Annotated in this window: 25 protein-coding genes; 10 read left to right on the forward strand and 15 right to left on the reverse strand. The window is 67.1% G+C overall.

Annotated features, from left to right (window positions below; translation table 11 throughout):
* The coding region (locus tag ACMPH2_RS06430; RefSeq protein ID WP_417118953.1) for a Na+/H+ antiporter NhaA at positions 1-517 on the reverse strand (517 nt) is incomplete at its 3' end.
* A gap of 287 nt (positions 518-804) precedes the next feature.
* Here ACMPH2_RS06430 and ACMPH2_RS06435 point away from each other — a divergent pair.
* The 4 genes from ACMPH2_RS06435 (at position 805) to ACMPH2_RS06450 (ending at position 4,441) form a co-directional block, all read left to right on the forward strand.
* A complete protein-coding gene (locus ACMPH2_RS06435; RefSeq protein ID WP_417118954.1) occupies positions 805-1,662 on the forward strand; it encodes a DegV family protein in 858 nt (285 codons plus the stop codon).
* Positions 1,663-1,671: 9 nt separating this feature from the next.
* The gene (locus ACMPH2_RS06440; RefSeq protein ID WP_417118955.1) at positions 1,672-2,463 is read left to right on the forward strand and encodes a mechanosensitive ion channel family protein; all 792 of its coding nucleotides are present in this window, start codon (positions 1,672-1,674) and stop codon (positions 2,461-2,463) included.
* 184 nt (positions 2,464-2,647) lie between these two features.
* Positions 2,648-3,133, forward strand: a complete 486-nt coding sequence (locus tag ACMPH2_RS06445) for an S-ribosylhomocysteine lyase (RefSeq protein WP_417118956.1) — start codon at positions 2,648-2,650, stop codon at positions 3,131-3,133.
* 606 nt (positions 3,134-3,739) lie between these two features.
* Positions 3,740-4,441: a 5'-methylthioadenosine/adenosylhomocysteine nucleosidase gene (locus ACMPH2_RS06450; RefSeq protein WP_314639116.1), complete on the forward strand. Its 702-nt coding sequence runs from the start codon at positions 3,740-3,742 to the stop codon at positions 4,439-4,441.
* 20 nt (positions 4,442-4,461) lie between these two features.
* Here ACMPH2_RS06450 and ACMPH2_RS06455 read toward each other — a convergent pair whose 3' ends face one another.
* From ACMPH2_RS06455 to ACMPH2_RS06465, 3 genes are all read right to left on the reverse strand, one after another.
* Positions 4,462-7,110: an ATP-dependent helicase gene (locus ACMPH2_RS06455; RefSeq protein ID WP_417118957.1), complete on the reverse strand. Its 2,649-nt coding sequence runs from the start codon at positions 7,108-7,110 to the stop codon at positions 4,462-4,464.
* A gap of 89 nt (positions 7,111-7,199) precedes the next feature.
* Positions 7,200-7,616: a type II toxin-antitoxin system VapC family toxin gene (locus ACMPH2_RS06460; RefSeq protein ID WP_417118958.1), complete on the reverse strand. Its 417-nt coding sequence runs from the start codon at positions 7,614-7,616 to the stop codon at positions 7,200-7,202.
* On the reverse strand, positions 7,613-7,942 hold the full coding sequence (locus ACMPH2_RS06465) for a hypothetical protein (protein ID WP_417118959.1): 330 nt from the start codon (positions 7,940-7,942) through the stop codon (positions 7,613-7,615). The genes ACMPH2_RS06460 and ACMPH2_RS06465 overlap by 4 nt, the downstream gene beginning before the upstream one ends.
* 173 nt (positions 7,943-8,115) lie before the next feature.
* On the opposite strand from ACMPH2_RS06465, the gene ACMPH2_RS06470 reads away from it, so the two are divergent.
* The 3 genes from ACMPH2_RS06470 (at position 8,116) to ACMPH2_RS06480 (ending at position 9,891) form a co-directional block, all read left to right on the forward strand.
* Entirely contained in the window at positions 8,116-8,265 is a 150-nt protein-coding gene (locus ACMPH2_RS06470; RefSeq protein ID WP_009278756.1) for a hypothetical protein, read from the forward strand.
* Complete coding sequence (locus ACMPH2_RS06475; protein WP_417118960.1) at positions 8,258-9,439, forward strand: cation diffusion facilitator family transporter; 1,182 nt, start codon at positions 8,258-8,260, stop codon at positions 9,437-9,439. Before ACMPH2_RS06470 ends, ACMPH2_RS06475 begins: the two co-directional genes overlap by 8 nt.
* A gap of 95 nt (positions 9,440-9,534) precedes the next feature.
* Positions 9,535-9,891, forward strand: coding sequence for a nitrous oxide-stimulated promoter family protein (locus ACMPH2_RS06480; RefSeq protein ID WP_009278754.1), 357 nt, complete (start codon positions 9,535-9,537; stop codon positions 9,889-9,891).
* Between the two features lie 35 nt (positions 9,892-9,926).
* Here ACMPH2_RS06480 and ACMPH2_RS06485 read toward each other — a convergent pair whose 3' ends face one another.
* The 10 genes from ACMPH2_RS06485 to ACMPH2_RS06530 form a co-directional block, all read right to left on the reverse strand.
* Positions 9,927-10,556 (reverse strand): CatB-related O-acetyltransferase, encoded by a 630-nt coding sequence (locus ACMPH2_RS06485; RefSeq protein WP_417118961.1) that lies wholly within the window; start codon positions 10,554-10,556, stop codon positions 9,927-9,929.
* 94 nt (positions 10,557-10,650) lie between these two features.
* Positions 10,651-11,118, reverse strand: coding sequence for a low molecular weight protein-tyrosine-phosphatase (locus tag ACMPH2_RS06490; RefSeq protein ID WP_062530597.1), 468 nt, complete (start codon positions 11,116-11,118; stop codon positions 10,651-10,653).
* 214 nt (positions 11,119-11,332) lie between these two features.
* Positions 11,333-12,094 (reverse strand): amino acid ABC transporter ATP-binding protein, encoded by a 762-nt coding sequence (locus ACMPH2_RS06495; RefSeq protein WP_417118962.1) that lies wholly within the window; start codon positions 12,092-12,094, stop codon positions 11,333-11,335.
* Positions 12,095-12,249: 155 nt separating this feature from the next.
* On the reverse strand, positions 12,250-13,101 hold the full coding sequence (locus tag ACMPH2_RS06500; RefSeq protein WP_009278750.1) for an amino acid ABC transporter permease: 852 nt from the start codon (positions 13,099-13,101) through the stop codon (positions 12,250-12,252).
* Positions 13,098-13,757: an amino acid ABC transporter permease gene (locus ACMPH2_RS06505; protein ID WP_062530593.1), complete on the reverse strand. Its 660-nt coding sequence runs from the start codon at positions 13,755-13,757 to the stop codon at positions 13,098-13,100. Before ACMPH2_RS06505 ends, ACMPH2_RS06500 begins: the two co-directional genes overlap by 4 nt.
* Before the next feature lie 110 nt (positions 13,758-13,867).
* Positions 13,868-14,860: a glutamate ABC transporter substrate-binding protein gene (locus ACMPH2_RS06510; protein ID WP_417118963.1), complete on the reverse strand. Its 993-nt coding sequence runs from the start codon at positions 14,858-14,860 to the stop codon at positions 13,868-13,870.
* A 339-nt stretch (positions 14,861-15,199) separates the two neighbouring features.
* Positions 15,200-16,171: an undecaprenyl-diphosphate phosphatase gene (locus ACMPH2_RS06515; RefSeq protein WP_417118964.1), complete on the reverse strand. Its 972-nt coding sequence runs from the start codon at positions 16,169-16,171 to the stop codon at positions 15,200-15,202.
* Positions 16,172-16,339: 168 nt separating this feature from the next.
* Positions 16,340-16,819: a PTS sugar transporter subunit IIA gene (locus tag ACMPH2_RS06520; RefSeq protein ID WP_062530587.1), complete on the reverse strand. Its 480-nt coding sequence runs from the start codon at positions 16,817-16,819 to the stop codon at positions 16,340-16,342.
* Positions 16,820-16,821: 2 nt separating this feature from the next.
* The gene (locus tag ACMPH2_RS06525) at positions 16,822-18,387 is read right to left on the reverse strand and encodes a PTS transporter subunit EIIC (protein WP_072500116.1); all 1,566 of its coding nucleotides are present in this window, start codon (positions 18,385-18,387) and stop codon (positions 16,822-16,824) included.
* A gap of 131 nt (positions 18,388-18,518) precedes the next feature.
* Positions 18,519-19,844, reverse strand: coding sequence for a 6-phospho-alpha-glucosidase (locus ACMPH2_RS06530; RefSeq protein ID WP_417119059.1), 1,326 nt, complete (start codon positions 19,842-19,844; stop codon positions 18,519-18,521).
* A 222-nt stretch (positions 19,845-20,066) separates the two neighbouring features.
* Between ACMPH2_RS06530 and ACMPH2_RS06535 the strand changes: the two genes are divergently transcribed.
* Positions 20,067-20,867 carry a MurR/RpiR family transcriptional regulator gene (locus ACMPH2_RS06535; protein WP_072500117.1) on the forward strand — a complete coding sequence of 267 codons (801 nt, stop codon included), beginning with the start codon at positions 20,067-20,069 and terminating at the stop codon, positions 20,865-20,867.
* Between the two features lie 139 nt (positions 20,868-21,006).
* The gene (locus tag ACMPH2_RS06540; protein ID WP_062530582.1) at positions 21,007-21,456 is read left to right on the forward strand and encodes a universal stress protein; all 450 of its coding nucleotides are present in this window, start codon (positions 21,007-21,009) and stop codon (positions 21,454-21,456) included.
* Between the two features lie 159 nt (positions 21,457-21,615).
* Here ACMPH2_RS06540 and ACMPH2_RS06545 read toward each other — a convergent pair whose 3' ends face one another.
* Complete coding sequence (locus ACMPH2_RS06545; protein ID WP_417118965.1) at positions 21,616-22,650, reverse strand: DMT family transporter; 1,035 nt, start codon at positions 22,648-22,650, stop codon at positions 21,616-21,618.
* A gap of 156 nt (positions 22,651-22,806) precedes the next feature.
* Between ACMPH2_RS06545 and ACMPH2_RS06550 the strand changes: the two genes are divergently transcribed.
* Positions 22,807-25,779, forward strand: coding sequence for an insulinase family protein (locus ACMPH2_RS06550; protein ID WP_417118966.1), 2,973 nt, complete (start codon positions 22,807-22,809; stop codon positions 25,777-25,779).
* Positions 25,780-25,800: the final 21 nt, after the last annotated feature.

A 25,800-nucleotide genomic window follows, 5' to 3' on the forward strand; every position in this document is an offset into this window, starting at 1 on the left:
CGCCCAGGGCGAAGGCGATGTCGGTGGCGATGGGGATGGCCCAGCCGTGGACGTTGCCCGCGGGGAGGTTGAGGGCCAGGTAGATGAAGGCCGGAACGCATACGCCGCCGACGGCCGCGAGCATGGGCAGGGCCGCCTGGCGGGGGCGACGGAGCTGGCCGACGGTCATCTCGTACTTGTGCTCGATGCCCACGAGGAGGAAGAAGATGGCCATGAGGAAGTCGTTCACGAAGGCCTCGACGCTCATGGAGGCGACGACGGGGCCCAGCCCGAGGACGAGCGGCGCCTCGAGGAACTTGTGCACCAGCAGGTAGGCCGGGGAGTTTGCCACGGCGACGGCGAGCAGCGCCGCCGCGACCATGACGGCGGCGGCGATGGTCCCGTTGCTGGTGATACGCTCTATCGAGCTCGAGCGGGAGAGGCGCCTCACCACCGCCGGCTCCCTGATGATCCCCGGATGGCGACGCAGCGCCGCTGCGCTGTGCCTCTTGCCGGACGCTTCCCTCTTGTCGGTCATTGCGCTCCCTGCATGCGTGTTCGTGTCTGGTTCGTGTCTGGTTCGTGTCTGAACCCGTGGCCCGGCGCCCGCTGGCGCCGACCTCCCGTGCGGGGCCGTCCCTATAGCTTACCCATGCCCCTCTCGCCTTCGGATGGGCCTGGGGCCGTTTCCATCACTCGCCCAAGGCGAGGAACCCTCTGCCGCCGCGGCATGCAGGAGGCGCGCCCATGCCCTACCATCGGCGTAGGGCGACGTCTCCTTCGCCCCATCCCAGCAGGCCGCAGACCCGGGAGGGCGCAGGCGCCATGAACGATCAACGCATCGCCGTAATCACCGATTCCGGAGCCGACGTCGACGCGACGTTCGCCCGGGTGCACGACGTCCGGGTGGTGCCTCTGCGCATCATCTACTCGGACGGCTCGACCTTCCAGAGCGGCGTGGACATAAGCCCCGACGAGGTCGTGAGGCGGCTCGCCGAAGAGATTCCCACCACCTCGCTGCCGTCGCCCAAGCAGATCCAGGCCACGATCGAGCAGGCGCGCGACGACGGCTACCAAAGCGCCGTCGTGGTGACCATCGCGAGCGCGCTCTCGGCCACCAACCAGACGGCACACATGGTCGCGGAGTCCATGGACTTCCCCGTCACCGTGGTCGACACGAAGTCCATCGGCATGATGGCCGGATTCGTGGTGGAGCGCGCGGTCGAGATGATCGAGGCCGGCGTGCCCTACGAGGAGCTGGGGAACCGCCTCGCCGACGTGGCCGAGAAGACCGACGTGTTCTTTGCCGTCAAGTCGCTCGAGTACCTCTACAAGGGCGGGCGTATCAACAAGCACATCTACCGCATAGGCAGCATGCTCAACATCAAGCCGGTGCTCACCTGCGACGAGGGTGGCTACTACGTCATGGCCAAGAAGGCCCGCGGATGGGAGAAGGCCCTCTCGACCATGGTCGAGCTCTGCGCCGAGAAGGCGGGCCGCTACGAGCGCTGCCACATCGGGCTCTGCGCCTCCATCAACACCAAGGACCTGCTCGATGACCTCGAGGCGCGCATCCGCGAGAAGGTGCCCAACGTCGCCTCCGTCCAGCGCTACGAGCTCTCGGCCGACCTTCTGGTCCATACCGGCCCGGATCTCGTGGGCATGGGCGCGCAGGAGGCGTAGGCGACGGGCGTGACGGCTCTGGATGAGACGAGCGTGCTGGGCCTCGGCCTGGGGGAGCTCGCCACGAGGGCGGGCTTTCTGGTCGTGGTGCTGGGCATCGCCCTGGTGGTGCAGCACTTCGTGGTGCGTGCCGCGCGCAAGGCGCTTGACGGCTCCAACGTGCCCTCCGCGTCGATCTTCGTCAACCTCCTGAGGGCGCTGGTGTGGTCCTTCGCCCTCCTGGGAGTGCTCAAGCCCGTCTTCGGCGTGGAGCCCACCGCCTTCGTCACGGCGCTGGGCGTCACCTCGCTCGTGGTCTCGCTCGGCCTGCAGGACACCATATCCAACCTGGTGGGTGGCCTGGGGCTCATGGTGGCGCGCGTGGTGAAGCCCGGGGACCAGGTGACCGTCGGTGACATCTCGGGCGAGGTGGTGGACGTGACCTGGAGGTCCACCATGGTCCGCGCGCGGGACGGCAAGCTCCAGCTCATCCCCAACTCGGTGCTCAACAAGACGGCGCTGACGCGCAGGACCCGCTGGCAGGTGACCGTGGCCGACCTGCCGCTCGTGGTCGCGCCGGGCGCGGACCTGGACGCCGTGACGGAGGAGGTGCGCGGGCTGGCCCAAACGCTGCTCGCAGGGCAGCTCGACCCGGAGTTCGACGTGGAGCTGACCTTCGGGGAGCTCACGCCGTTTGGCGCACGGGGTGTGGTGCACCTCCACGTGCGCGACGACGTGGTGCCTGCAGCCGCCGTGGACACACTGGCGCGGGCGCTGGCGGGGCGTGCCTGGCTCGCGCGGGCCGGGGTCGGGCAGACCTAGGCGTCGCGTACCATGATGACGTTGACGCCCGCGACGCATGACGTAGGCAGGAGGCCGCGGCGAAGGCCGCACGCCACTCTCGCCTGATGTTCTGCCCTCGCCTGACGCGTCGCTCTCACCTGGCATATCATCTGCTGGAAACGACATCGCAGCCGTGGGCGCGACCCCGGCAAGGAGGACAAGCATGGAGAAGATCGCCAGCTTCCAGATCGACCACCTCACGCTCGAGCCGGGCGTCTACGTGTCGCGCGTGGACTCGTGGCAGGGCGTGGACGTGACCACCTTCGACCTGCGCCTCACCGCGCCCAACCGGGAACCGCCGATGGACACCGCCGCGGCGCACGCGGTCGAGCACCTCGCCGCGACCTTCCTGCGCAACGATCCCGAGTGGTCCGACCGCGTGGTCTACTTCGGGCCCATGGGTTGCCGCACTGGCTTCTACCTGCTGCTCTTTGGCCTGCTCGAGTCCAAGGACGTGATTGGCCTGGTGACGAGGCTCTTCGAGTTCATCGAGGGCTTCGAGGGCGAGGTGCCCGGCGCCCGACCCGAGGAGTGCGGCAACTGGCACGACAGCGACCTCGCACAGGCGCGCTGGTGGGCACGGCGCTACCTTGAGGGGACGCTGCGCGGCATCGACGAGGCTCACATGAGCTATCCCACCGGAGTGTAGGACCTGGCGCCACCGGAGATTGCGCACTCGACCGTCTCCTGCGCTCAAGTCATGCCTCCCAGGACGCCCAGTGCGCACTTCTCGGCTGCCACTACGTCCGGCGCGCGCCTCTCATCCGCCACTACGTCAAACGCGCGCGAGCATCGCCCTCGCAACGTCAAATGCGTGCCTCGCTGCATCGACTACGTCCAGCACGCGTAAGCATCACCCGACTGCGCCCGACGCGCGCCGAATGCAGCCGAAAGCGTCCAATGCGTCCGAGAGCGTCACGTTTGCCCAGTTGGGCGATTGCCGCAAAGCGCGTTCGACGTTGTCGAGCGAAATTCGCACGCACCGGACGCCGCCGATGGCGCATGGCGCGCGTTGGACGTAGCCAGTAGCGCATGGCGCACGTTGGACGTAGCCAGTAGTGCATGGCGCACGTCGGACGCCGCCAGTAGCGCATGGCGCGCGTCGGGCGCCGTCGGTGACTGCCAACACGCACTGGGCGCTCCCGGCAGCCCCGGACGCTCGTACGAAACTCCGCTCGAAGGCCTAGAATCCGTGACGTCGACGAACGGAGCACAAGAAAGCCAAATCGCACGGCATGGCAGGGAGGAGCCGCACATGAAGGTCGGAATCATCGGCGCCATGGAAGTCGAGGTCGAGAGCCTCGTCGCAGGCATCGCAGACGACGAGGTCACGAGTCTCGCGGGTATGGAGTTCCACGAGGGCACTCTCGAAGGCGTTCCCGTCGTGGTGGTGCGCTGCGGCGTGGGCAAGGTCAACGCAGCCGTCTGTGCGGAGGCCCTGGCGGTCCGCTTCGACGTCACGCACGTCATCAACACCGGCGTCGCCGGCTCGCTCAACGCCCGCCTCGACATCGGAGACATCCTCGTCTCGCACGACGCCGTCCACCACGACATGGACGTGAGCGCGCTGGGATACGCCAAGGGAGAGGTGCCCGGCCTCCCCGTCGTGGCCTTCCCGGCAAGCGAGGGGCTCGTCTCTGCCGTGGCTCGCGCCGTAAGCCAACTTGACCTGGGCATCTCTTGCATAGAGGGACGAGTCGCCTCGGGCGACCAGTTCGTGAGCGGCCAGGGCCAGAAGGACCGCATCGTCCAAGAGTTCCAGGCCGACTGCTGCGAGATGGAGGGCGCGTCCATCGCGCATGCCTGCTGGCTGAACGGCATCCCCTTTGCCATCGTGCGTGCGATCAGCGACAAGGCGGACGGCTCGGCACAGCAGGACTACCCCAGCTTCGAGCGCAAGGCCGCCCACGACTGCGCGGCAATCGTGCGAAAGACCCTCGAGCTGCTGGGCGCCTGAGCTGCTGGGCGCCTGAGCCGCTAGCCCTCGATCTTGACGATGGGAGCGAAGCCCTTCATCAGCTTCTTCGTCTTGCCCGTCCGGCTGAAGAAGACCTCGATCGTGTCCCCCAAGGCGGACTTCACGACGCCAGGACCAAAGGTCTTGTGAGAGACGCGGTCCCCGGGGGCAAAGCTCTCGGCCGCCTTCGCGCGGTCGCGCTGGATCGGCACAGGACCCGTGGGACGGACCGCGGGAGAGCCTCCGGTCGAACGGGTCCGCGAGCCGAAGACGTGCCCTCCGTAGACCTCCGAGCCACGTCCGGAACCGTAGGTTCCATGGCGGTCGCCACGTTTCTCCCAGCCCACGCCGCTGAAGCCCGAGGAGCCCACACCGGTGGCATGGACGTCCTCCGCGGGAATTTCGTTCAGGAAGCGGCTGCGTGGGTTCGTCGAGACCGAGCCAAAGGTCCTGCGCGTCGCGGCATAGGTGAGATAGAGCCGCCTCTCCGCACGCGTGATGGCGACGTAGGCGAGCCTCCTCTCCTCCTCGATGCTCTCGGGGTCCCCCTCATGGGCACGGTGCGGGAAGATGCCCTCCTCGAGGCCGGCCACGAAGACGACGGGGAACTCCAGTCCCTTGGCGGAGTGCACGGTCATCATGGTGACGGCGCTGGACTGGCCCGCCAGGGAGTCGAGGTCGGAGCGCAGGGCGAGCCACTCCATGAGGGCGGGAAGCTTCTCCGCGGCTGCAGGTGGCATCTCTCTGTCTTCTGGCAGTTCGACGTTCGCTTCGCTCGCTTGCCAAGGCGACTCACTGTCAGAGGACGGAGAGACGGCAGCTGCGGGAGCTTGGTCCGCCGACACGTCAGGGGCATCGGCGAGGTCGAGGGCGCCGGCCTCGCGAAGCTGGCGCAGGCTCTCCAACGTCTCGGTGACGTCGTCGTGAGTCTCGTCGAACTCCTGCGCGACACCGAAGAACTCCTTGATGTTCTCTATGCGGCTGTCCGCCTCGACCGTCTGCTCCGCCTCGAGCGCCTTTATGAGGCCCGAGCGCTCCACGATCATCTGGACCACGTCGCCCAGGTCGCCCGAGAAGTGACGGGCGACCTCGATGGCACCGGTAAACTGGGCGAGGCCGCCTCGGGCCTTTGCGCCCACGATGCCAGGCTCGTCCACGCAGGCCTCCGCGGCGGCGAAGAACGAGATGCCCTCCTCGGCGGCGTACTGCTGGATCTTGCGGATCGAGGTGCTGCCGATGCCGCGCCTCGGCGTGTTGACCACGCGCAGGGCGCTCACGTCGTCGTTGGGGTTCACGACGAGCTTAAGGTATGCCATCACGTCACGGATCTCTGCGCGGTCGAAGAAGCGCGTGCCACCCACGATCTTGTAGGGCACGCCCGCGCGCAGGAACATGTCCTCGAGGATGCGCGACTGCGCGTTGGTCCGGTAGAAGACTGCCACGTCGTCGTAGCTGGTGCCCTGGTCGTGCAGCTTCTCTATCTCGGAGCCGATCCAACGTCCCTCGTCGCGCTCGTCGGAGGCCTGGAAGACCTCGATCTTCTCGCCATCGCCACCATCCGTGAACAGGCGCTTCGCCTCGCGACGCGAGTTGTTGCGCACCACGGCGTTGGCGGCGCTCAGGATGTGGCCGGTGGAGCGGTAGTTCTGCTCGAGCTTCACCACCGTGGCCCCCGGGTAGTCCTTGCGGAAGCTCAGGATGTTCTGGATGTCGGCGCCGCGCCAGGAGTAGATGGACTGGTCGTCGTCGCCCACGACCATGAGGTTCTTGTACTTGCGCGCCAGGAGGTTGGTGATGGCGTACTGCACGCCATTGGTGTCCTGGTACTCGTCCACGCTGATCTGGCGGAAGCGCTCCTGGTAGGAGTCGAGCACCTCGGGATACTTGGAGAGGAGCTCGAAGGTCTTGACCAGGAGGTCGTCGAAGTCCATGGCGTTGGCCCGGGCGAGGCGGCGCTCGAGGGAGTGGTACACGCGAGCGGCCGCGCGCTCGACGGGCGACTTGGCCTGCGCCTCCATCTCGTCGGGCGAGACGAGCGCGTTCTTCGCCTTGCTGATGAGCGAGCGGATGGCGGGGAGCGGGCATTGCTTCTGGTCTATGTCGAGGTCCGACATGATGGACTTGACCAGGCGCTTCGAGTCGTCGTCGTCGTAGATGCTGAAGTTGCCCCGGTAGCCCAGGCGCTCGCCGTCCTCGCGGAGCATGCGCACGCACATGGCGTGGAAGGTGCAGACCCACATGCCGCGGGTACCACCAGGCAGGAGCTTGCCCAGGCGCTCGCGCATCTCGGCCGCAGCCTTGTTGGTGAAGGTGATGGCCAGGACCTGCCAGGGTCGCACCCCCTCGTCCTGGATCATGTGGGCGATGCGGAAGGTGAGGACGCGCGTCTTGCCCGACCCCGCACCAGCGAGCACCAGCAGGGGCCCCTTCGTGCACTCCGCCGCCCTGCGCTGGGCGGGGTTGAGGCCCGCGAGGTCCACGCCGCCTTGCACGGCGCGGGGGTTCGCGGGCGGGACCCGGGCGGGCTCTTCCGCGGCACGGGCCGCATCGGCAGCCACGGGGGCTGTCGCAGCATCGGGCCGGGCGGGATGCGCCGGCATCGTGGGCACGGGCGCGGTCGTAAGGTCACTGCCAAAGAGGCTGGTCTGGAACTCGTCGAAGCTGGGCATTGCACTCCTGAGGTCGGTGGCGTCCGTAAGAGTCTAACCCCCGCCCCGGACACATTGGCAAACCCCATGCCCAATCCGCACGGTTGGCCTCATTCCCCGTCAGTCGGCAGCTCGTGCATAGTGTCGACGCCACACTCCTCGCAAAGTGACAGGAGCCCCTTGTCCAAGGTGAAGAGCGTTGCCCCGAGCCTACGAGCGAGCACCAGGTAAAAGAGGTCGTAGGCGGGATGGCCCAGCCTCATGGACTCGCCCAGCGCCTCACGGGCGAGCACCGCCATGTCCGCGAAGCCATCCACGAGCGCGAGAGAGTCTTCGAGAAGCGCCAGGGCACCAGCCCTGTCAAGCAGCCCCGCCCGGAAATACTTGAAGGCGACGTTGCTCGCCTCTGCCAGCAGGAGGGAGGGCGCGACAATGGTCTCGTCCTCATGCATCAGTCCCGCAAGCGCCCTGCCCTCAGCACTGTCTCGGGCAATCTCCACGGCCGCCGAGCAATCCAGCACGATCATCGGGTATCACGGTCCTCTCTCACGAGTTCCGCAGCGTTGGGAAAGCCATCCGGGAGCTCGAAGCAGACGCGTGAGCGAATCCTCTCGAGAACAAGCCGGCGCCTCGCCCTGCGCTCCTCGCGATTCCCCTCGATGCGGATTCCTAGGCTCTCGAGCTCGGGGGTCTCGATGTGGCGGTTCCGCTCACGGAGGACACGCCCCTCTGCGAAGTGCTCCTCGATAATCACTGTCATCTGCTGCGCCAAGGAGCGGCGCTCGAGCCGCGCCTCCTCCGCCACTTTCTCGTAGAGGTCCTGGGGCATCTCCCTCACCTGTACGGCTGGCATCTTATCTCCTTCGTTTTGCATGCGCCACGCATCCATACTAGCATGGTGAGAAAGCCAGAAAGACATGATTGGCGGCATGCCGTTCGCCAAGACGGGTTCGGGGTACCATTCCACGTTACCGGGCATCGCAAGCCCACGGACTCCAGAGCGGCGGTCGAGTCAGGAGGTAGCGGGTGTCTCACAAGATTCTTCTCCACACCGTCGTAGACGACGAGGAGGTCATGCGCATGGCCATAGGCGCAACCTGCGAGCTTCTCGTCGAGGGACGAACGTTGGCCCATGTCGTGGCCGCCACATCCCACTACAAGGAGGGCCATGACTGAGTGGCTGGTGCGGACCTTCGTCAGGGACGCGGACAACGCCTCGTCGGCAGCGGTGCGCTCGGGCTACGGCAGGCTCTCGAGCGTCACCTGCATCGTGCTCAACGTCCTGCTCTGCCTCTCCAAGGGCATGGTCGGCGTCGTGGTGGGCTCCGTCTCGATCGTCGCCGATGCCATCAACAACCTCTCCGACGCCTCGAGCAACGTGGTGAGCCTCATCGGCTTCAAGCTCGCCAGCCGCCCTGCCGACGAGGGCCATCCCTACGGGCACGGCCGCTACGAGTATCTCGCCGGCATGGTGGTGGCGGTCCTGGTCGTGGCCGTCGGCGTGCAGCTCGCCCGCTCCTCGGTGGAGAGGATCCTCGCCCCCCAGGCCCCCGGCCTCGACCTGGTGACCGTGGGAATCCTGCTCCTTTCCATCGTGGTAAAGCTGTGGATGGCACGCTTCAACAGGTCGCTCGCCCGACGCATCGGCTCGGGCGTACTCGAGGCCACGGCCGTCGACTCCAGGAATGACGTCATCGCCACCTCGGCCGTCCTTCTCGCCTCGCTCGCCTCCGCGGCAAGCGGACGCGACCTGGACGGCTGGGCGGGACTTGCCGTCGCCGCCTTCATCGTGGCGAGCGGCATCGGCCTGTTGCGCGACACCGTGGACCCCCTCATGGGCCAGACGCCCTCCGCCGAGCTGGTGCAGCGGGTGTACGAGAGGATCATGTCATATCCGGGGGTGTTGGGCACGCATGACCTGCTGATTCACGACTACGGTCCCGGAAGGCAGTTTGCCAGTGCCCACGTCGAGATGGCTGCGGACGCCACCGTGCGGCAGAGCCACCTGGTCCTGGACCGGATCGAACGGGAGCTGCTTCAGGACGAGCACCTGCGCATCATCCTGCACTGCGACCCCATCGAGACCGAGGTCGGCAGCGATGACCTGCGCAACTGGGTCTCGGGTGAGCTCGCTGGGCTCGACCGGCGCCTGAGCGTCCACGACGTGGACTTCTGGCGGGACCGGGGACTCATGCGCGTGCGACTGGACTGCAGGAAGCCGGACGGCGTGGACATCTCGGACGACGAGCTGCGCCAGGCGGTCGAGGCCATCGTGCGCAGGCGCGTGCCTGGCGCGGACGTGGAGCTCACCATCGACACGGGCTACGTCTCCCCCGCCTCAGAGGAGTAGCGCCCCCTCGGCTTGCGCTCTCGCGACCCCAAAGTTAGTCTTGACTAATGGACTCAACGAATGACTTCGTCGGGCGACGGAACGGGCGGGCCGAATTGGGCAAGGACGAAAAGGTTGAGAGAAAGCGCCGACGCGAGGCCGAGGTCGTCTCGCAGATGATCGCCCTGCGCTGCCATGCGCTCCATGGCTCGCGTGACGGCCTGTGCGACGAATGCGCCGACCTGCTCGACTACGCGCTCGCCCGCATAGCTCGCTGCCCCCACATGGCGACGAAGACCTTCTGCTCGCAGTGCCCCACGCACTGCTACGCCCCGGCGCGTGCGGAACAGATCCGCGAGGTGATGCGCTGGGCGGGACCCCGCATGCTCCTGCACCACCCCGTCATGGCCATCCATCACGCACTCGAGACCATGGCTGCGGCGTGGCGCGCCAGGCGCGCTCAGGCGAGCTGAGCGAGAGGCGCTCCCTTCTCCTCCGATCGCCCTGACTACGAGCCGACCTTTATCGCAAGCAAGGCATCTCGACTCGAATCCAAATCCAGACTCGTCAGATAGGGGATCGCACGGTCCAGCTGCCCGTCGCTGAAGTCCCACCACCTTAGGGCCTCGAGGAACTCGATGGTCTCGTCCTCGAAGCGAAACCTGACGACCTTGGCGGGGTTGCCCACGACAACCGCATATGCGGGAACGTCCTTGGCCACCACGGCACGCGCGCCGATGATTGCCCCATCCCCGATGCGCACGCCCGGCATGATGGTCGCCTGACGCCCGATCCAGACGTCGTTGCCTATGATCGTGTCGCCCCTGTCGGGCATGTCCTTCTTCTCGATCGTCGTCCAGCGCGCCCAATCCAGGCTCACCTGGTTGAAGGGAAAGGACGAGAAGCAGTCGGTCGCATGGTTCGCCGCACCCATGATTATCTCCACGCCCACCGCAATCGAGACGAAGCTTCCTATCTTCAGGCTCCCATGGCCGGGATAGTTGTAATGGACGACGTCCCGGTCAAAGACCGTGTCCGGGTCGTCGTCCAGCGAGTAGTAGGAGTACTTCCCGACCGAGATGTTATTGGCCAGCCTTTGCTCGCTCAGTATCAGCATGTTCTTGTTTCTGACGTCCATGCCAGGCTCTTTCCTCTCCGCTATGCCAGCTGCTATGCCAGCGCACTTCGTTCCGCCAGCAAGATGAAGTCGTCCGCCTTACTGGTACCCAGCGTCAATGCGCCTGGTCGTCGCAGACGAGCCGGGCGAGAAGCGCCGCACACCCAACGCTCACGTCACGATACGTTGCGTCGAAGTCGCCCGTGTACCAGGGGTCGGCCACGTCTCGACCCTCCCCCGCCCAGTCCAGGAGCTTCGAGACCTTGCCTTCCGGGTCGTCGCCGATGATGCGCGAGAGGCCCCGGCGGTTCTCCTCGTCCATGATCACCAGATAGTCGAAGGAGTCGTAGTCAGCGCGCGTGACCTGGCGGGCGCGATGGTGCCCACAGGGCACGCCCTCGCGCTCGAGCTTCCTCCGGGTGCCGGGATGGACGTCGTTGCCTATCTCCTCGCGGCTGGTCGCCGCGGAGTCAATCCGGAACTCCGTCTCGAGCCCCGTCTCGCGCACGAGCTGCTCCATCACGTACTGCGCCATGGTCGAGCGGCAGATGTTGCCGTGGCAGATGAACAGGATGCTGGTCATGGGTCTCCTCGTCAGTCTTGCCTTGCCCGGATGTAGTCCCACAAAGCACCCTTGGATGGTAGCAAGCACCGCAGCCAGCTGCGGACCTCCCTTTTGGCAAAGTCCGCAGCTGGCTCAAGCACACAAGGAGAAGCGGGCGAGAGAGGCGCCCCCTCTGGTCAGGGCCGACAGCCAAGAGGACCACCCCCTCGGCCCGAACCTCCGCAGCTCTCGCCTAGTGGCCCTTGATGGAGTCCAGGAAGTCCCTCGCACGCTGGGACTTGGGATGGTCGAAGAACTCCGCCGGCGAGCCCTCCTCCACGATTTGGCCGTCGGCCATGAAGACCACGCGGTCGCTCACGCGGCGGGCGAAGTTCATCTCGTGCGTGACCACCACCATGGTCATGCCCTGGCGGGCGAGCTCGACCATGACGTCCAGGACCTCGTTGATCATCTCGGGGTCAAGGGCACTCGTGGGTTCGTCGAAGAGCATGGCCTTGGGGTGCATGGCCAGCGAGCGCGCGATGGCCACGCGCTGCTGCTGCCCGCCCGAGAGCTGGGCCGGCACCTTCTGCGCCTGCTCGGCCACGCCCACGCGCCTCAGGAGCTCCATCGCCTCGGCCTCGGCCTCCTTGCGGGGCCTCCCCAGCACCTCGACCGGCCCCATGGTCACGTTGTCCAGGATGCTCTTGTGCGCGAAAAGGTTGAAGGACTGGAACACCATGCCGATCTCGGCGCGCACGGCGGCAAGATCGCGGCCCTCCTCGGGAAGCGGCTTCCCCTCGATGAGGATCCGGCCGCCGTCGATGGTCTCGAGCCGGTTGATGGTGCGGCAGAGGGTCGACTTGCCGGAGCCCGAGGGCCCGATGACCACGACGACCTCGCCCTTCTTGACCTTGAGGCTCACGTCGCGCAGGACGTGGAGGTCTCCGTAGTGCTTGTTGACGTGGTCAAGCTCGATGACGGGCAGCTGGGTGCTGGTCTCTTCCATGGCCATCTGTGTCTCCGATCGACGTTGCGTTTGGTTCTTTGCCCTGCATCGCGGCAGGGAATGGTTCGTGGCTCTCGCCTGCATGGGATGCGTCCGCTCGCCTCGCGCCGACGGACTTGGACAGACGAGCTGCCACGACGTCCGCGCGACCGGCGACTTCCCTACACGGCGGCCGTGCTCGTGCGCGAGATGATCTTGGTCCCCGTCTTGCGCGCCACCGCGACAGACGCCTTGTTGATGAGGTAGTTGAGCAGGATGTAGATGATCGCGATCACGAAGTAGGTGCTCACGAGCGCGTCGTAGTTGGTGATGAGCACGCGCGCGTTCTGCAGCATGTCGGGGTAGCTCACCACGTAGGCGACCGTCGTGTCCTTGACCACGACCACCAGCTGCGAGATGAGCGTGGGAATCACGAAGCGGATGGCCTGGGGCAGCACGATCTTGAAGGTGATCTTGTGCTTGCTCATGCCCAACGACATGGCCGCCTCGACCTGGCCGCGCGGCACGGCGTTGACGCCCGCGCGGAAGACCTCGGCGAGCACGCCCGAGGCGGCAAGCCCCACCGGCAGCGTGATCATCCAGAAGGACGAGAGCTTGATGCCGTACTGGGGAACGACCAGGAAGAAGAAGTAGATCAGAAGCAGGCTGGGCACGCCGCGGAAGAAGTCGATGACCACGCGCGAGACGAGCGCGACCGGCCTCAGGGCGCTGGTCCTTCCCAGCATGAGCACGAGACCCAGCACCAGGGCGATGACGCCCGCCACCAGGGCGACCTGGATGGTGCCCAAAAAGCCGCGACCCAGGAAGGCCCAGGTGGACGCCTGGCCGAAGAAGGTCCAGTACTTGGCGGCGAGCTGGCCTGTCAGGTAGAAGCGCTGGACGACGAGCCCCAGCGCGACGGCGACGAGGACAAGGGAGATGGCGGTGCCCACACGGATGTTGCGGCGCATCCTCGGGCCGGGCGCCTCGAAGAGGGCGTCCCTCATGGACATGGTATCGGTATGGGAGCTCATCGGACGATCCTCACCCTCTTGTCGATGCGGTTTCCGACGAAGCCGATGACCACGGCGGTCAGCACGTAGCCCAAGGCCGAGATGGCGAAGGCAAGGATGCCGCCAGTGGACCTCGTGTTGATGTACGACACTGCCCCCGTGAGCTCATTGGGGCTCAGCGGCACCTGGGATCCCAGGGCCGTGGTGAGCATCACCGCGATGAGCAGGTTGGTCATGGGGAGGACCGCCGAGCGCAGCGCCTGGGGAATCACGACCTGTCGCTGGATCTGGACGAAGCCCATGCCCAACGAGCGTGCCGCCTCGATCTGTCCCACGCCGATGGTGTTGATGCCGCTCATGAAGTTCTCGGAGCCGAAGGCGGATCCCAGGAGCACGCAGGCGATGACCACGCTTGGCCCATAGTCCAGCACGACCTTGAGGACGGGCAGCGCGTAGACGATGATGATCACCAGCGAGACGCCCGGGATGTTGCGGAACACCTGGACGTAGAGGTCGCCCACGACGCGCAGGGGCCTGATGGGGGACACGCGCATGACGGTGACCACCAGCGCGAGCACCATCGCGCCCACGTACGAGACGGCAGTCATCTTCCAGGTGGTGAGCAACGCCGTCAGGTAGACGTCGCCATATGTGGTGAGAAGCTCAGAGAGCCCCATGTGCCTCTCCTTACCGCAGCGGGGCCATCGCGCGCAGGGAACGCACGAAGGCCCCGTTGCCAAGGTTCATGTCGTGGGCGACTCGCCGCGGCCGTCCCGTCCGCTTCGGGCTAGGCCTGGATGGCAGGGGCCTCGGGAGCGGAGGCGACACCGGTGCGGTCACCGATGGCGATCTGCCAGAGCTTGGCCCAGGTGCCCTCGTCCTCGACCTTCTTGAGGAAGGCGTTCACGAAGGCGACGCCGTCGGAGTCGAGAGGCAGGCCGATGCCGTAGGGGTCGTCGGGGCCGAAGGGGTCGCCGGCGATGCGGTACTTGCCCGGGTTCTTGGCGACGCTGCCGTAGTGCAAGGTGATGTCGATGATGTAGGCGTCGACGCGGCCCTGCTCCAGAGCGGTACGCGCCTCCTCGTCGGTGCTGAACTCCTGGACCTTCGCCTCGGGCGCGAATTCGGCGACGACGCCGGGGCCGGTGGAGCCGGACTGCGCGGCGACGTTCTTGCCCTTCAGGTCGTCCACGCCGTTGATGTCGGTGTTGTCAGCCTTGACGAGGATGCCCTGCTGCGAGGTGTAGTAGGGGCCGGCGAACGAGATGAGCTTCTTGCGCGCGTCGGTGATGGAGTAGGTGGCGAAGACGGCGTCGACCTGGCCGTTGGTCAGCACGGACTCGCGGGTGTCCGAGGTCACCTGGGTGACCTCGATCTTGGACTCGTCGCCCAGGATGTAGCGGGCGAGGAGCTGCGAGAGGCCCGCGTCGAAGCCGCGGAGCTTGCCGTCCGTCTCGTTGAGGAGACTGAAGAGGGTCGAGGTGCGCGTGGTGCCCACACGGAAGCTGCCGGCGTCCTTGATGGCCTTGGCCCAGCTGCTGGCCTGGACGGTGGCGTCGTCGGCGACGGCACCGGAGGCGATCAGGCTGTCGTAGGCGGTGGCGTCGATGGCGACGGGGGTGGCGTCAGCCGAGGCGTCGGAGGAGCTGGCGCCATTGCTGGAGCTGGCGTCGTCGGGGCTGCAGGCGGCGAGCGCGAGGGCCGCGAACCCACCGACGCCCAGGCCGAGGGCCTGGCGACGAGTCGCGAAGGGCGTGCGCTTGGTAGCATCGTTCTTCATGGTGGTGCCTTTCTCCTTGGGCGGGCGCGGGCATGATGCCCTCCCGCACTCCTGCCCTCACGGGCAAGGTAGCAAAGCTAATCATACTTGACGGGTAGGAATAAGCTTCAGCTACGATACCCCCAAGGGGTGCCGTCCTATACAGCCGTTACCCCCTGTTCATCAAAATGCTCAGGGTCGCGGACGCGTCCCCTGAAAAGTCGAGCCGCCATCTCACGCCGCCATCCGCGACGATGCGGCAAAAAATGTGCTCCGGGCAGGTCTGATGGGACCAAGGCCGGGGCAGAGACTCGCGACGGGCAGGCAAGGCGAGAGGGGCGAGCGCCCCCTCCCCTGGCCCTAGGCCAGGAGGAAGTAAGCGATGACCGCCGCGCCCAGCGCGATGCGGTACCAGCCGAAGGACCGGAAGTCGTGCCTTCGGATGTATCCCATGAGGAAGCGGATGACGGCGAGGGAGACCACGAACGCCACCACGCACCCCACGGCGAGGACCATGGCCTCGTTGGGCGCGAATCCGTTGCCCTTGAGGAAGAACTTGACGAGTCGGAGGGCGCTCGCGCCAAACATCACGGGGATGGCCAGGTAGAAGGTGAACTCCGCCGCGACCTTGCGGGAGCAGCCCAGGATCAGGCCGCCGATGATGGTGGAGCCGGAGCGAGACGTGCCTGGCACCATCGAGAGCACCTGGAACACGCCGATGCCGATCGCCGTGGGCCAGTCGAGGGAGTCTATGTCACGCACGCGGGCGCCCGCGTCGGCAAGGGCAGACGGCCCGTCCGTCTCCGGCCCCTCGGCACGCGCCGCGAGGTGGCGCGGACCCTCCGCGGTGCCAGCGCGGCGCGCAGCCGACATGACGGCCCCGGCCCCACCCGCGGCGGCAAGCGCGGAGGCACGCCTCTCTCGCCCGGACTCGATGACGATGAAGGCGATGCCATAGACGATGAGGGCACCGGCGATCACGAAGGGACCGCCCAGGTGCTCCTCCATCCAGTCGTTGAGGGGGATGCCGATGACCGCGGCGGGAAGGCAGGCGACGACGATCTTGGCCCACAGCGACCAGGTGGCCCTGCGTCGCGCGGCGTCCTTCTCGCGCGAGAAGGGGTTGAGCTCGCCGAAGTAGAGCACGCAGACGGCGAGGATGGCGCCCAGCTGGATCACGACCAGGAACATGTTCCAGAAGTCGACGGACACGTCGAGGCTCACGAACTGCTGGAGCAGCAGCATGTGTCCTGTGGACGAGACGGGAAGCCACTCCGTGACCCCCTCGACCAGACCGAAGAGCGCGGCCTTCAGAAACTCGACCAGATCCATGGGCCCTCCCTACGACGCGGTTCCCGGGACGGACCCCGAGCGTTCGGGCTAACTATGACAGCGCCGGCACATGCCGGGCGCCGGGACGGCCTCTCACCACGAGAAACGCGAACGGCCCCGACACCACGTGCATGCCGGGGCCGTTCATGTCTGCCGCGGTGGCCAGGGCTAGCGTACGGAGAAGAGCACGTCCCCGCGGCGCAGGCTGCCGGAAGCGAAGTCGCTGACCTGCCGGTCGTCGGCGTCCGTCACCGTGACCACGGTCTCGGTGCTCTTGCCCGCCTTCCGGATGGCATCGAGGTCGGCATCGAGCAGGGGCTGTCCCGCCCTCACGCGGTCGCCCACCCTGACGTGCGCCACGAAGGGCGCCGCATTGAGCTCGACGGTGTCGATGCCCACGTGGAGCATCACGTCAAGGCCCGAGTCGGACCTGATGCCGATGGCGTGCAGGGTGTCGAAGACCACCTCGACGCTACCGTCCACGGGCGAGCAGAGCCGTCCCTCGCTGGGCAGGAGCACCACGCCCCGACCCATCATCCCCTGGGCGAACACCGGGTCGGAGCAGCTCGAGAGCGGGAGCGCCTCGCCAGCCGCAGGGCTCAGGACGCGCACCCCGCCCCTGCCCGAAAAAAGGTCGAAGAGCCCCATCCCTACTCCATCTCCAGAATCTCGCGCATCTGCGTGGCATAGAGCGACGCCTTGTTGCCATAGACGATCTGGACGCCACCGCTCACGTGGACTATGCCGTGGGCGCCCAGCTCCTTGGTGAAGTACTCGTCAGGCTCGACCGCGGAGGGGTCGACCAGCATGAGGCGGAGTCGGCTGAAGCAGGCGTCGGCGTTGCCGATGTTCTGGGGCCCGCCCACGGCCTCGACGATCCTCTCCACGAGCTCGGAGCTCGGCGCGCCGGCGCTGGCCACCTCCTTGACGTCCTGGCCGTCGTCCTCGCGGCCAGGGGTCTTGAGGTCCTGCTTGAGGATGAGGAAGCGGAACGAGAGGTAGTACACGGCGAAGTAGATGGGGCCGAGGACCAGGATCACCCACCAGTTGGAGCCCTTGGCGCTGCCCAGGATGCCGTTGAACACGAGCGAGAGGAACGGGCCTCCGAAGGCGGTCGACCCCGCCACGTTGAAGTTGAGCAGGTAGGTGAGGGCGTAGGCGAGGCCCGCCATGATGGCATGCACGACGAAGAGCACGGGAGCGACGAAGAGGAAGGCGTACTCGACGGGTTCGGTGATTCCCATGAAGACGCAGGGGATCAGCGAGGCCACCATGAGGGCGCCGACCTTGCGCCTGTTCTGGGGAAGCGCGGTGCGCCAGAAGGCGAGCGCGGCACCGGGCAGGCCGAACATGGCGAAGACGACCTTGCCGTTCATGACGAAGCGCGAGACCTCGATGTCGAAGCTCCTGTCGTTGGAGCTGACGATCGCGTTGTAGATGTTGACCGCACCGCTCACCGCGTTGCCGTCGATGGTCTGGCTGCCGCCCAGGTTGGTAAACATGAAGGGCAGGTACACGAAGTGGTGGAGGCCAAAGGGCAGCAGCAGCCTCTCGCAGGAGCCATAGACGAAGCTGCCCAGGGCACCCGCGCTACGGATGAAGGCGCTGAGGGCGCCGAGCGAGGCCTGGATGGGCGGGAACACGAAGGACATCACGATGCCCAGGAGGCTGCAGAAGGCGATGGTGGCGGCGGGGATGAAGCGCGTGCCGTTGAAGATCGAGAGCACGGGTGGGAGCTCGATCTTGTACCAGCGGTTGTGGACCCAGGCCACGAGCGCGCCCACGACGAGGCCGCCGATGACGCCGGTGTCGAGCGTGACGGTGCCAAGGATGGCCGCCTGGCCGGTCGCCAGATTCTTGGGGTCTATGGTCCCCAGCTTGGTGAGGAAGGTCCCCATGACGGCGTTCATCGTCATGTATCCGATGAAGCCGCAGAGGGCCGCGGTGGCCTTCTCGGACTTGGCGAAGCCGTAGGCCACGCAGATGGCGAAGAGCATGGGGATGTTGCCCATGACCACGTTGCCCGCCACCTTGCAGAGCGAGAAGAGCATGCCCGGCACCGCAGCGCCCAGCCAAGGCGCCACGTTGAGCAGGGACTTGCTGGTGAAGGCGCTGCCCAGGCCGACCAAGATGCCCGCGATGGGCAGGATCAGGACCGGCGTCATGAGCACCTTGCCGAGCCGCTGGAACTTGGCGAGTGCCTCTTCCTTGTTCATAGCCAACTGCCTTTCCTTGTGCGGGGGCGGCGCGCCCGGGCAGGGCCCCTGTCGCGCGCGTCGCCGCTCGCAGCTCCCCTGATGGTGCGGGACGCGACCCTGACGACGCGCCCCGCCGTTGCCCAAGGCCCCTAGTGGAGCTCGGGCCAGTAGCCCTCGTTGGCCTCGACGAGCTTGTCGAGGACCTTGCGGGCCTCCTTGCCGTCGTTGACGAGCCTGTTGAGGGTGAGCGCCTGAAGCGCCTTGCCGTAGGAGTGCTCGAGGTAGGCCTCGATGGCCAGGCGCTCGTAGGAGTACTGGTTCACCATGAGACCGTGGTAGAAGGTGTCGATCTTGCCCACCGCGTACGGCACGGGGCCGTTGACGCCCACGCTCGCGGCGACCTCGACCTGGGCGTCGTCAGGGAAGTCCTTGATGATGCCGTCGTTGCGCACCATGACGATGAAGGTCTTGCGGGTGTTGCGGTAGATCGCGGAGGAGACCTCGACGATCATGTCGCCGTGGGCGTCGTTCTGGACGACCGACGAGCCCTGGGCGGTGCCCACCTTCGCCACGCGGCGGCACTCCTCGAAGACGCGCTTCTCTCGCCCGTTTATGACCTCGTCGCTGCGGGTGTAGTTGGGGTCGAGGTGCGCGACCTTGTACTTGGGGTACAGGTAGTACTGCAGGTAGGTGTTGGGCAGGTACTCGGGGAAGTCGTCGAGCATGTCAGCCACCATGGCGTAGGTGTCGAGCCAGGACTGGTCGCGCTGCTCGGCGTCGACGGGCTTGAAGCCAAACTTCTTGGTGTGCTCCTTGATGTCGGGCACCAGGTCGTGGCCGGACTCGTCATAGAGGTGCGTGAACCATCCGAAGTGGTTGAGGCCGAAGTAGGTAGGCTCCCAGTTGCTGGGGTCCTTGCCCAGGAGCCTGCCATAGGAGCGCAGCAGGTTGACGGGCTGGTCGCAGATGTTGAGGATGCGCCTCTCGTCCGGGAAGACGCGTGCCAGGCCGTAGGCGACGAGGGCCGCGGGGTTGGTGTAGTTGATGATCCACGCCTTGGGGCTGCGGGCACGCACGTCCTCGACGATCTGGATCATGTCGCTCATGGAGCGGATGCCGTAGGCCATGCCACCCGCGCCGACGGTCTCTTGGCCGATCAGGCCCATGGACAGGGGGATCTTCTCGTCCTTGGAGCGCATGTCGTAGCCGCCGGTGCGAATCTGGCAGAGCACGAAGTCGACGTCCTCGTAGGCGACGTCCTTGTCGGTCGTGTAGTCGAACTCGACGCCGGGGGCCTCCTCGCGGAAGAGGATCTTGCCGAAGTCGCCGATCACGGCCTGGCGCTCGGCGTCGGTGTCGAACATGACAACGCGCCTGAGCGGGAAGATGTCCTGGTGCTTGGTAAGGGACTTGAGGATGCCGGGGCACCAGGTGGAGCCGCCGCCGACGATGACGATGTTGAGCTTGTCCTTCATGAGGATCACTGGCCTCTCTGTGCTCAGTTGCGCCTTCTCTTCCAAGGGGCCGGGCCGTCGCCTCCCGGGATTTGGCGACCGTCCTTCCCGTCGGCAACGTTGTACAGGAGGCATCTGCCGGAAGCGCCCTTGACCACGACGTTTGGACGCGCGCCACGCATCTGGTATACGTACACAATCGTGTGTAGGAATACACGAGCGCGCTCGTCGACGGGAGACGACATGAGGTTCTACGACGCGGTGAGGGAGAACTCGCTCAAGCTCAATCGCATGGAGACCGACATCCTGCGCTACGTGGTCGCCTCCAAGGACCGCGTGCGGCAGCTCAGCGCCAAGGAGCTCGCGGGGCACTTCTACGTGGCGCCCAACGCGATCACCCGGCTTGCTCACAAGCTGGGCTTCTCCGGCTTCAACGAGATGAAGTCCTCATATCTCGTCTCGCTCGAGGAGCGCAACTTCACCATCGAGCGGACCAGCCTGGACGAGTCCATCGTCCGCACTCGCGAGCTCCTGAACGACCGCCTCGTGGAGGAGGTCGTCGATGCCATCGAGTCCGCCGACCAGGTCGTCTTCTTCGCCTCGGGCCTCTCGGTCCTGCCCTGCGAGGACCTCTGCAGCAAGCTCAAGATCCTGGGAAAGCATGCGGAGGTGCTCAGGGAGCGTCACGTTATGACCCACACCGCCAAGCTCCTGGGCAGCAACGACCTGCTCTTCGCCGTCAGCGTGAGCGGCGAGACCGGCGTCTCGATCGACTCGACGCTCATAGCCAAGGCGCGCGGCGTGAGGGTCGTGACGCTCACGGGCCTCTCGAAGAACCGCCTGGCTTCCCTGGCCGACCACGCCCTCTATGCGGTCGACCGCCAGATCACCTACGACGACATGGACCTCAACAGCCGCCTGGCCTTCTACTACGTGATGGAGGTCATCTTCGAGCGGCTCTTCGCGCGCGTGACCTCGCGAGGCGAGGGGCCCGCCTCGGACGAGGGCCGCACGGACCCCATGTCGGAGGGGCTGCTGTCCTAGGGGCGCGTCCCTCTCGCCTACAGAGGCCGGGACGCCGCCCACGCCACCAGAGGGGCCGACGGCAGCGTGGCCGCGGGTGCCATCCGCGCCCGCGGGTACACTCCAGGAAACGTGCCATTCGTCCTCTGGAGGTGTTCCCATGGCAAGCTACCAGGACCTGGGCTACGACAAGATCCTCGTCACCCTGGACGGAACCGAGCAGCAGGGGGAGGTGCTGCGACGGGCGATCATCGTCGCGGCAAACAACAACGCCGAGCTCTACATAGGCCACGTCATCGACGCCACGGCGCTCGAGGCGGCGGGGAGTTTCCCCACGGGGCTCGTGGCCACGCTGGAGGAGGACTTCCGCGCGTCCATCGCCGACCAGGTGGCCGAGGCCGAGGCGGAGGGCCAGATCAAGCGCGTCGAGGTCATCGTGCGCGCCGGACGCATCCGCGAGACCCTGAAGGAAGAGATGATCGACGTCATCCATCCCGACCTCATCATCTGCGGCGCACGCGGGCTCTCGTCGATTAAGTACGCCCTCCTGGGCTCGATCTCGACCTTCCTCACCAGGAGCGCCAGCTGCGACACGCTGGTCATCAAGTAGGCCGGCAGGAGGCTCGGCCGGTCGCAAGGGTCCCGACACGGAATCGTTCAGGACTCGCCCGAGTTGGCAGAAAGTCGCCGTCTCGGGCGAGTTCTGCATGCCATGCCACCGGCGGAGACGGACCGCCCCCCACCTCTTCCAGGAGAGAATCCCCTCCCCCTACGCCGTAAGGAAGACCATGGCGATGATCATGGCGAAGCCGGTGAGCTCAGCCGGCCCGAACACCACCCCGAGCCAGAGCACCGAGCTCAGCGTGGCAACCACGGGTTCGACCGTGCCCAGCATCGAGCCGCGAACGGAGCCCACCTCCTTCATTCCCTGCAGGTAGAGGGCATAGGCGCCAAAGGTCCCCAGCACCACCGAGGCGGCGACCATGAGCCAGCCCACGCCGTCGAGGGAGGGCATGTGCTCCCAGGGTCGGTACGCCAGCGAGAGGGCCACGCCAGACACGAGGAATGCGATGCCGTTCACGGCGAAGTTCCCCCAGCGGCGGATGAGCTCGAGCGGCTGGATGTCCAGGATCGTCGCGGCGACGGCACAGGCGAGGCCCCAGGCGAGGCCCTCCGGCGGCAGCGAGAGCGTGGCTGGGTTGCCCCCCGTGGCGACCAGATAGGTGCCCCCGAAGGCAAGCACCACTCCCGCGAGCTCCCTCCTGCGAGGCCTCCTGCGCCCGTGCACGCACACCACCAGCATGACGATGACGACGTTCAGGCTCTGGAGCACCGTCGCGGTGGCGGAGTTGGTCCAGTCGATGGCCTCGAGGTAGGCGACCTGTGAGAGCAGGATGGAGCCGAAGGCCACGCCCACCACGCCGCGCAGCGAGCGACGGTCGCGCAGGAGCCCTCCCAGGCGCCCGGGCGAGCCCAGGCCCGCCATGGCCAGGAAGAGCCAGCAGGCGGTAAGCTCCCTCACGCAGACCATCCAGAGCGGGTCCACGGCGTAGCTGCCCATGAGGAGCTTCGAGAGCGTGCCGTTGAGCCCCCAGAGCGTGCCGCCCGCCAGGGTGAGGAGCGTCCCTCTGACCTTGCGCCTCGCATCCTCGTCGGCAGCGCCGGCACGGCTTCGAACGCCCGCCCCCACGGCACCGACGGATGCCCGTGCGGCACCGGACGCGAGGCCCTCTCGCCCGCAGGCGCCGTCCGCGGCGGCTCCCCCGTCGACGGCCGTCACGCTCCCCTTTGCCTCTTTCCCCACCGCAGACCTCCGTCGCACGCCATGTGGCGCGCAGAATCGTCCCAAGCTTTTGCCTGCTGAGCTTACAACGCGGCGGGCGGGGTAAGTTAAGCACATCGGAAGTCTATGCGGTCCACAGACGCCCGCGGCCGAGACCGCGGCAACGAGGGAGAGAAGATGCCAGCAAGCAAGAGCGGAGTTTCCTTCACCACGCCCGACCCCAGCCTCGCGCCCGGCACGTGGCACGCCGGGTTCACCGTCCGTTCGGTCGAGCCCCTGGAGGAGCTGGGGGGCACCGCCTACGTCATGCGCCACGACGCGAGCGGCGCGCGCCTGATGTGGCTCGCCGTCCCGGACGACAACAAGTCCTTCTCCATCGCCTTCAAGACCCCACCCAAGGACGACACGGGCGTCTTCCACATCCTCGAGCACTCCGTGCTCTGCGGCAGCGACCGCTACCCCGTCAAGGAGCCCTTCGTCAACCTGATCAAGAGCTCCATGCAGACCTTCCTCAACGCCATCACCTTCCCCGACAAGACCATGTACCCGGTGGCCTCCACCAACGTGGCCGACCTCGAGAACCTCATGGGCGTCTACCTCGACGCCGTCCTGCACCCCTCCATCTGGAGGCGCAGGCGCATCTTCGAGCAGGAGGGCTGGCACCTCGAGCCCACGGAGGACGACGGCCTCGCCTACAACGGCGTCGTCTACAACGAGATGAGGGGTGCCACCTCGGACCCCGACGACGTCCTCTTCCAGGCCCTCGACCGCCAGCTCTTCCCCACCAACGCCTACCGCTTCGACTCCGGCGGCGACCCCTCCTCCATCCCCGACCTGAGCTACGAGGAGTTCCTGGACTCCCACGCCCGCCACTACACCCTGCCCAACAGCTACACCGTGCTCTACGGCGACCTGGACATCGAGCGCGAGCTGGCCTTCATCGCCGAGCGCTTCGACGGCGCCGAGGACCGCCACGCCGGCGCCCCCAACCCGCTCGAGCCGCAGGAGCCCGTGCGCCCCGCCCTGGCCAAGGCGCGCATGGCCACCGCCCCCGGCAACGCCGCCGTGGGCCTCTCGTACGTCATCGGCACGGCAGGCCAGCGCGAGCGCGTGCTCGCGGCGGACGTCCTGCTCGACGCCCTCTGTGGCTCCAACGAGGCGCCGCTCAAGCGCGCGGTGCTCCAGAGCGGGCTCGCGGACGAGTTCCAGGGCATCCTGGTGGACGGAGAGCTCCAGCCTCAGGTCGCCTTCCACGCCAAGGGAACCAGGCCCGACTCCGGGCCGGCGCTCCGCGAGCTCGTGGAGGGGACCTGCGCCAGGCTCGTGCGGGACGGCATCGGCAGGGAGCGCCTCGAGGCGTCGCTCGCCCAGGCGGAGTTCAACCTGCGCGAGGGCGACTGGGGCTACTACGCCGACGGAGTGGCCCTCTCCATGCAGGCGATGTCGAGCTGGCTCTACGACGACGGACGCCCGGTGGACTACCTGCGCTTCCAGGACTGCATAGACTCCATGCGAGAGGGGCTCGCCGACGGCTACTTCGAGCGGCTCCTGGACGAGCTGGTCTGCCACAGCGCGCACAACGCCGAGGTGGAGCTCGTGCCCGTGGAGGACGGTGCCGCGGCCGACGAGGCGGCACGGCTTGCGGAGCTGCGCGCGGGCATGGATGACGAGGCCTATGCCGCAGTCGCGTCCGAGCTCGAGGCCCTGAGGCGCGAGCAGGAGGCGCCGGACGACCCGGCCGACGTGGCGCGCCTCCCGCGCCTGGGCGTCGCGGACATCGCCGAGGCCCCCGCCGAGCCACGCGAGGAGCGCGTCGAGGCACCTCTCCCCTGCGTCTGGCACGGCATCCCCACGCATCGGATCGACTACGTCTACCACTACTTCGACCTGCGCCGCCTGACGGCGGACGAACTTCCCTACGCGAGCGTCCTGGCCGAGCTCCTGGGGCGCCTGGGCACCCGCGAGCACAGTGCCGCCGAGCTCGACACGCTGGTGGAGGGCCGGCTGGGCAGCCTGGACTTCTTCTGCGACTCCTACGCGTGGCAGGGCAGCCTCGACGAGGCCAGGCCCTACCTGGTCGTGGGGGTGAGCTCGCTCTCGGAGCGCGTCGCCGACGCCGCGACCATCCCCGCCGAGGTGTGGGGCTCCACCCTCTTCGACGACCAGGAGCGCATCCTGGCCATCCTCCAGCAGAGGCGCATCGCGCTCTCCCAGTACTTCCAGAACAACGGGCACGCCGCCGCGATGGCGCGTCTCTCCACCCACTACTCGCGCTCCGCCACGGCGGCTGACGCGCTGGGTGGCGTGGGCCTCTACCTCTTCCTGAGGGAGCTCCTCGCCAGCTGGGACGAGCGCAAGGACGAGCTCTGCGCGCGGCTCGCAGACGTCGCGCGGCGCGTCTTCAGCTCCGACGAGGTGCTGGTGAGCTTCACCGGACCTCGCGCGGACCTGGACGCGTTCTGGGCGGCGGGCGGCAGCCTGGGTCTCTCCCCCGCAGGGGACGCGGCGGCACACAGGCTCGAGCTCCCCGCGCCCAAGGCCCAGGACGAGGCCTTCCTCATCGCCTCCAACGTGAGCTACGTGGGAGAGGGGGCCGCCCGCTCGGCTGCCGACGCCTTCGGCCCCGGCAACTGGGCCGTCGCCTCGCGCGCGCTGAGCTTCGACTACCTCTGGAACGAGGTGCGCGTGAAGGGTGGCGCCTACGGCGTCGGCTTCCGCCGCACCACCAGCGGGCTCCCGCAGTTCTGGTCCTACCGCGACCCCGCCGTCACCCCCAGCATCGCCCGCTACGAGGGCAGCGCCGACTGGCTGCGCTCCTGGGACGCCAGCCGGACCGAGCTCGAAGGCTACGTCGTGTCCTGCGTCGCCGCACACGACAACCCGGTGAAGCCCCGCCAGCTCGCCCGCAGGCAGGACGGCCTGGACCTCTCGGGCCGCCCCGAGGGCTGGCGCGCGGAGCTGCGCGGGCAGGTCCTGGGAACCACGCAGGAGACCCTGCGCTCCATGGCAACGTGCCTGGATGGGCTTGAGGAGAGGCGCAGCCTCTGCGTCTTTGGCCCCCAGGAGCAGGTCGAAGGCTCGGGCCTCACATTTGACCAGGTCATCGACCTAAGGGACGCGGCGGTGGAGAACGAAGCCGCAGAAGGCTAGGAGCGGGCCACCAAGCAAGGC

It is taken from the genome of Olsenella phocaeensis, assembly GCF_048189965.1.
Lineage (GTDB): Bacteria > Actinomycetota > Coriobacteriia > Coriobacteriales > Atopobiaceae > Olsenella_I > Olsenella_I phocaeensis.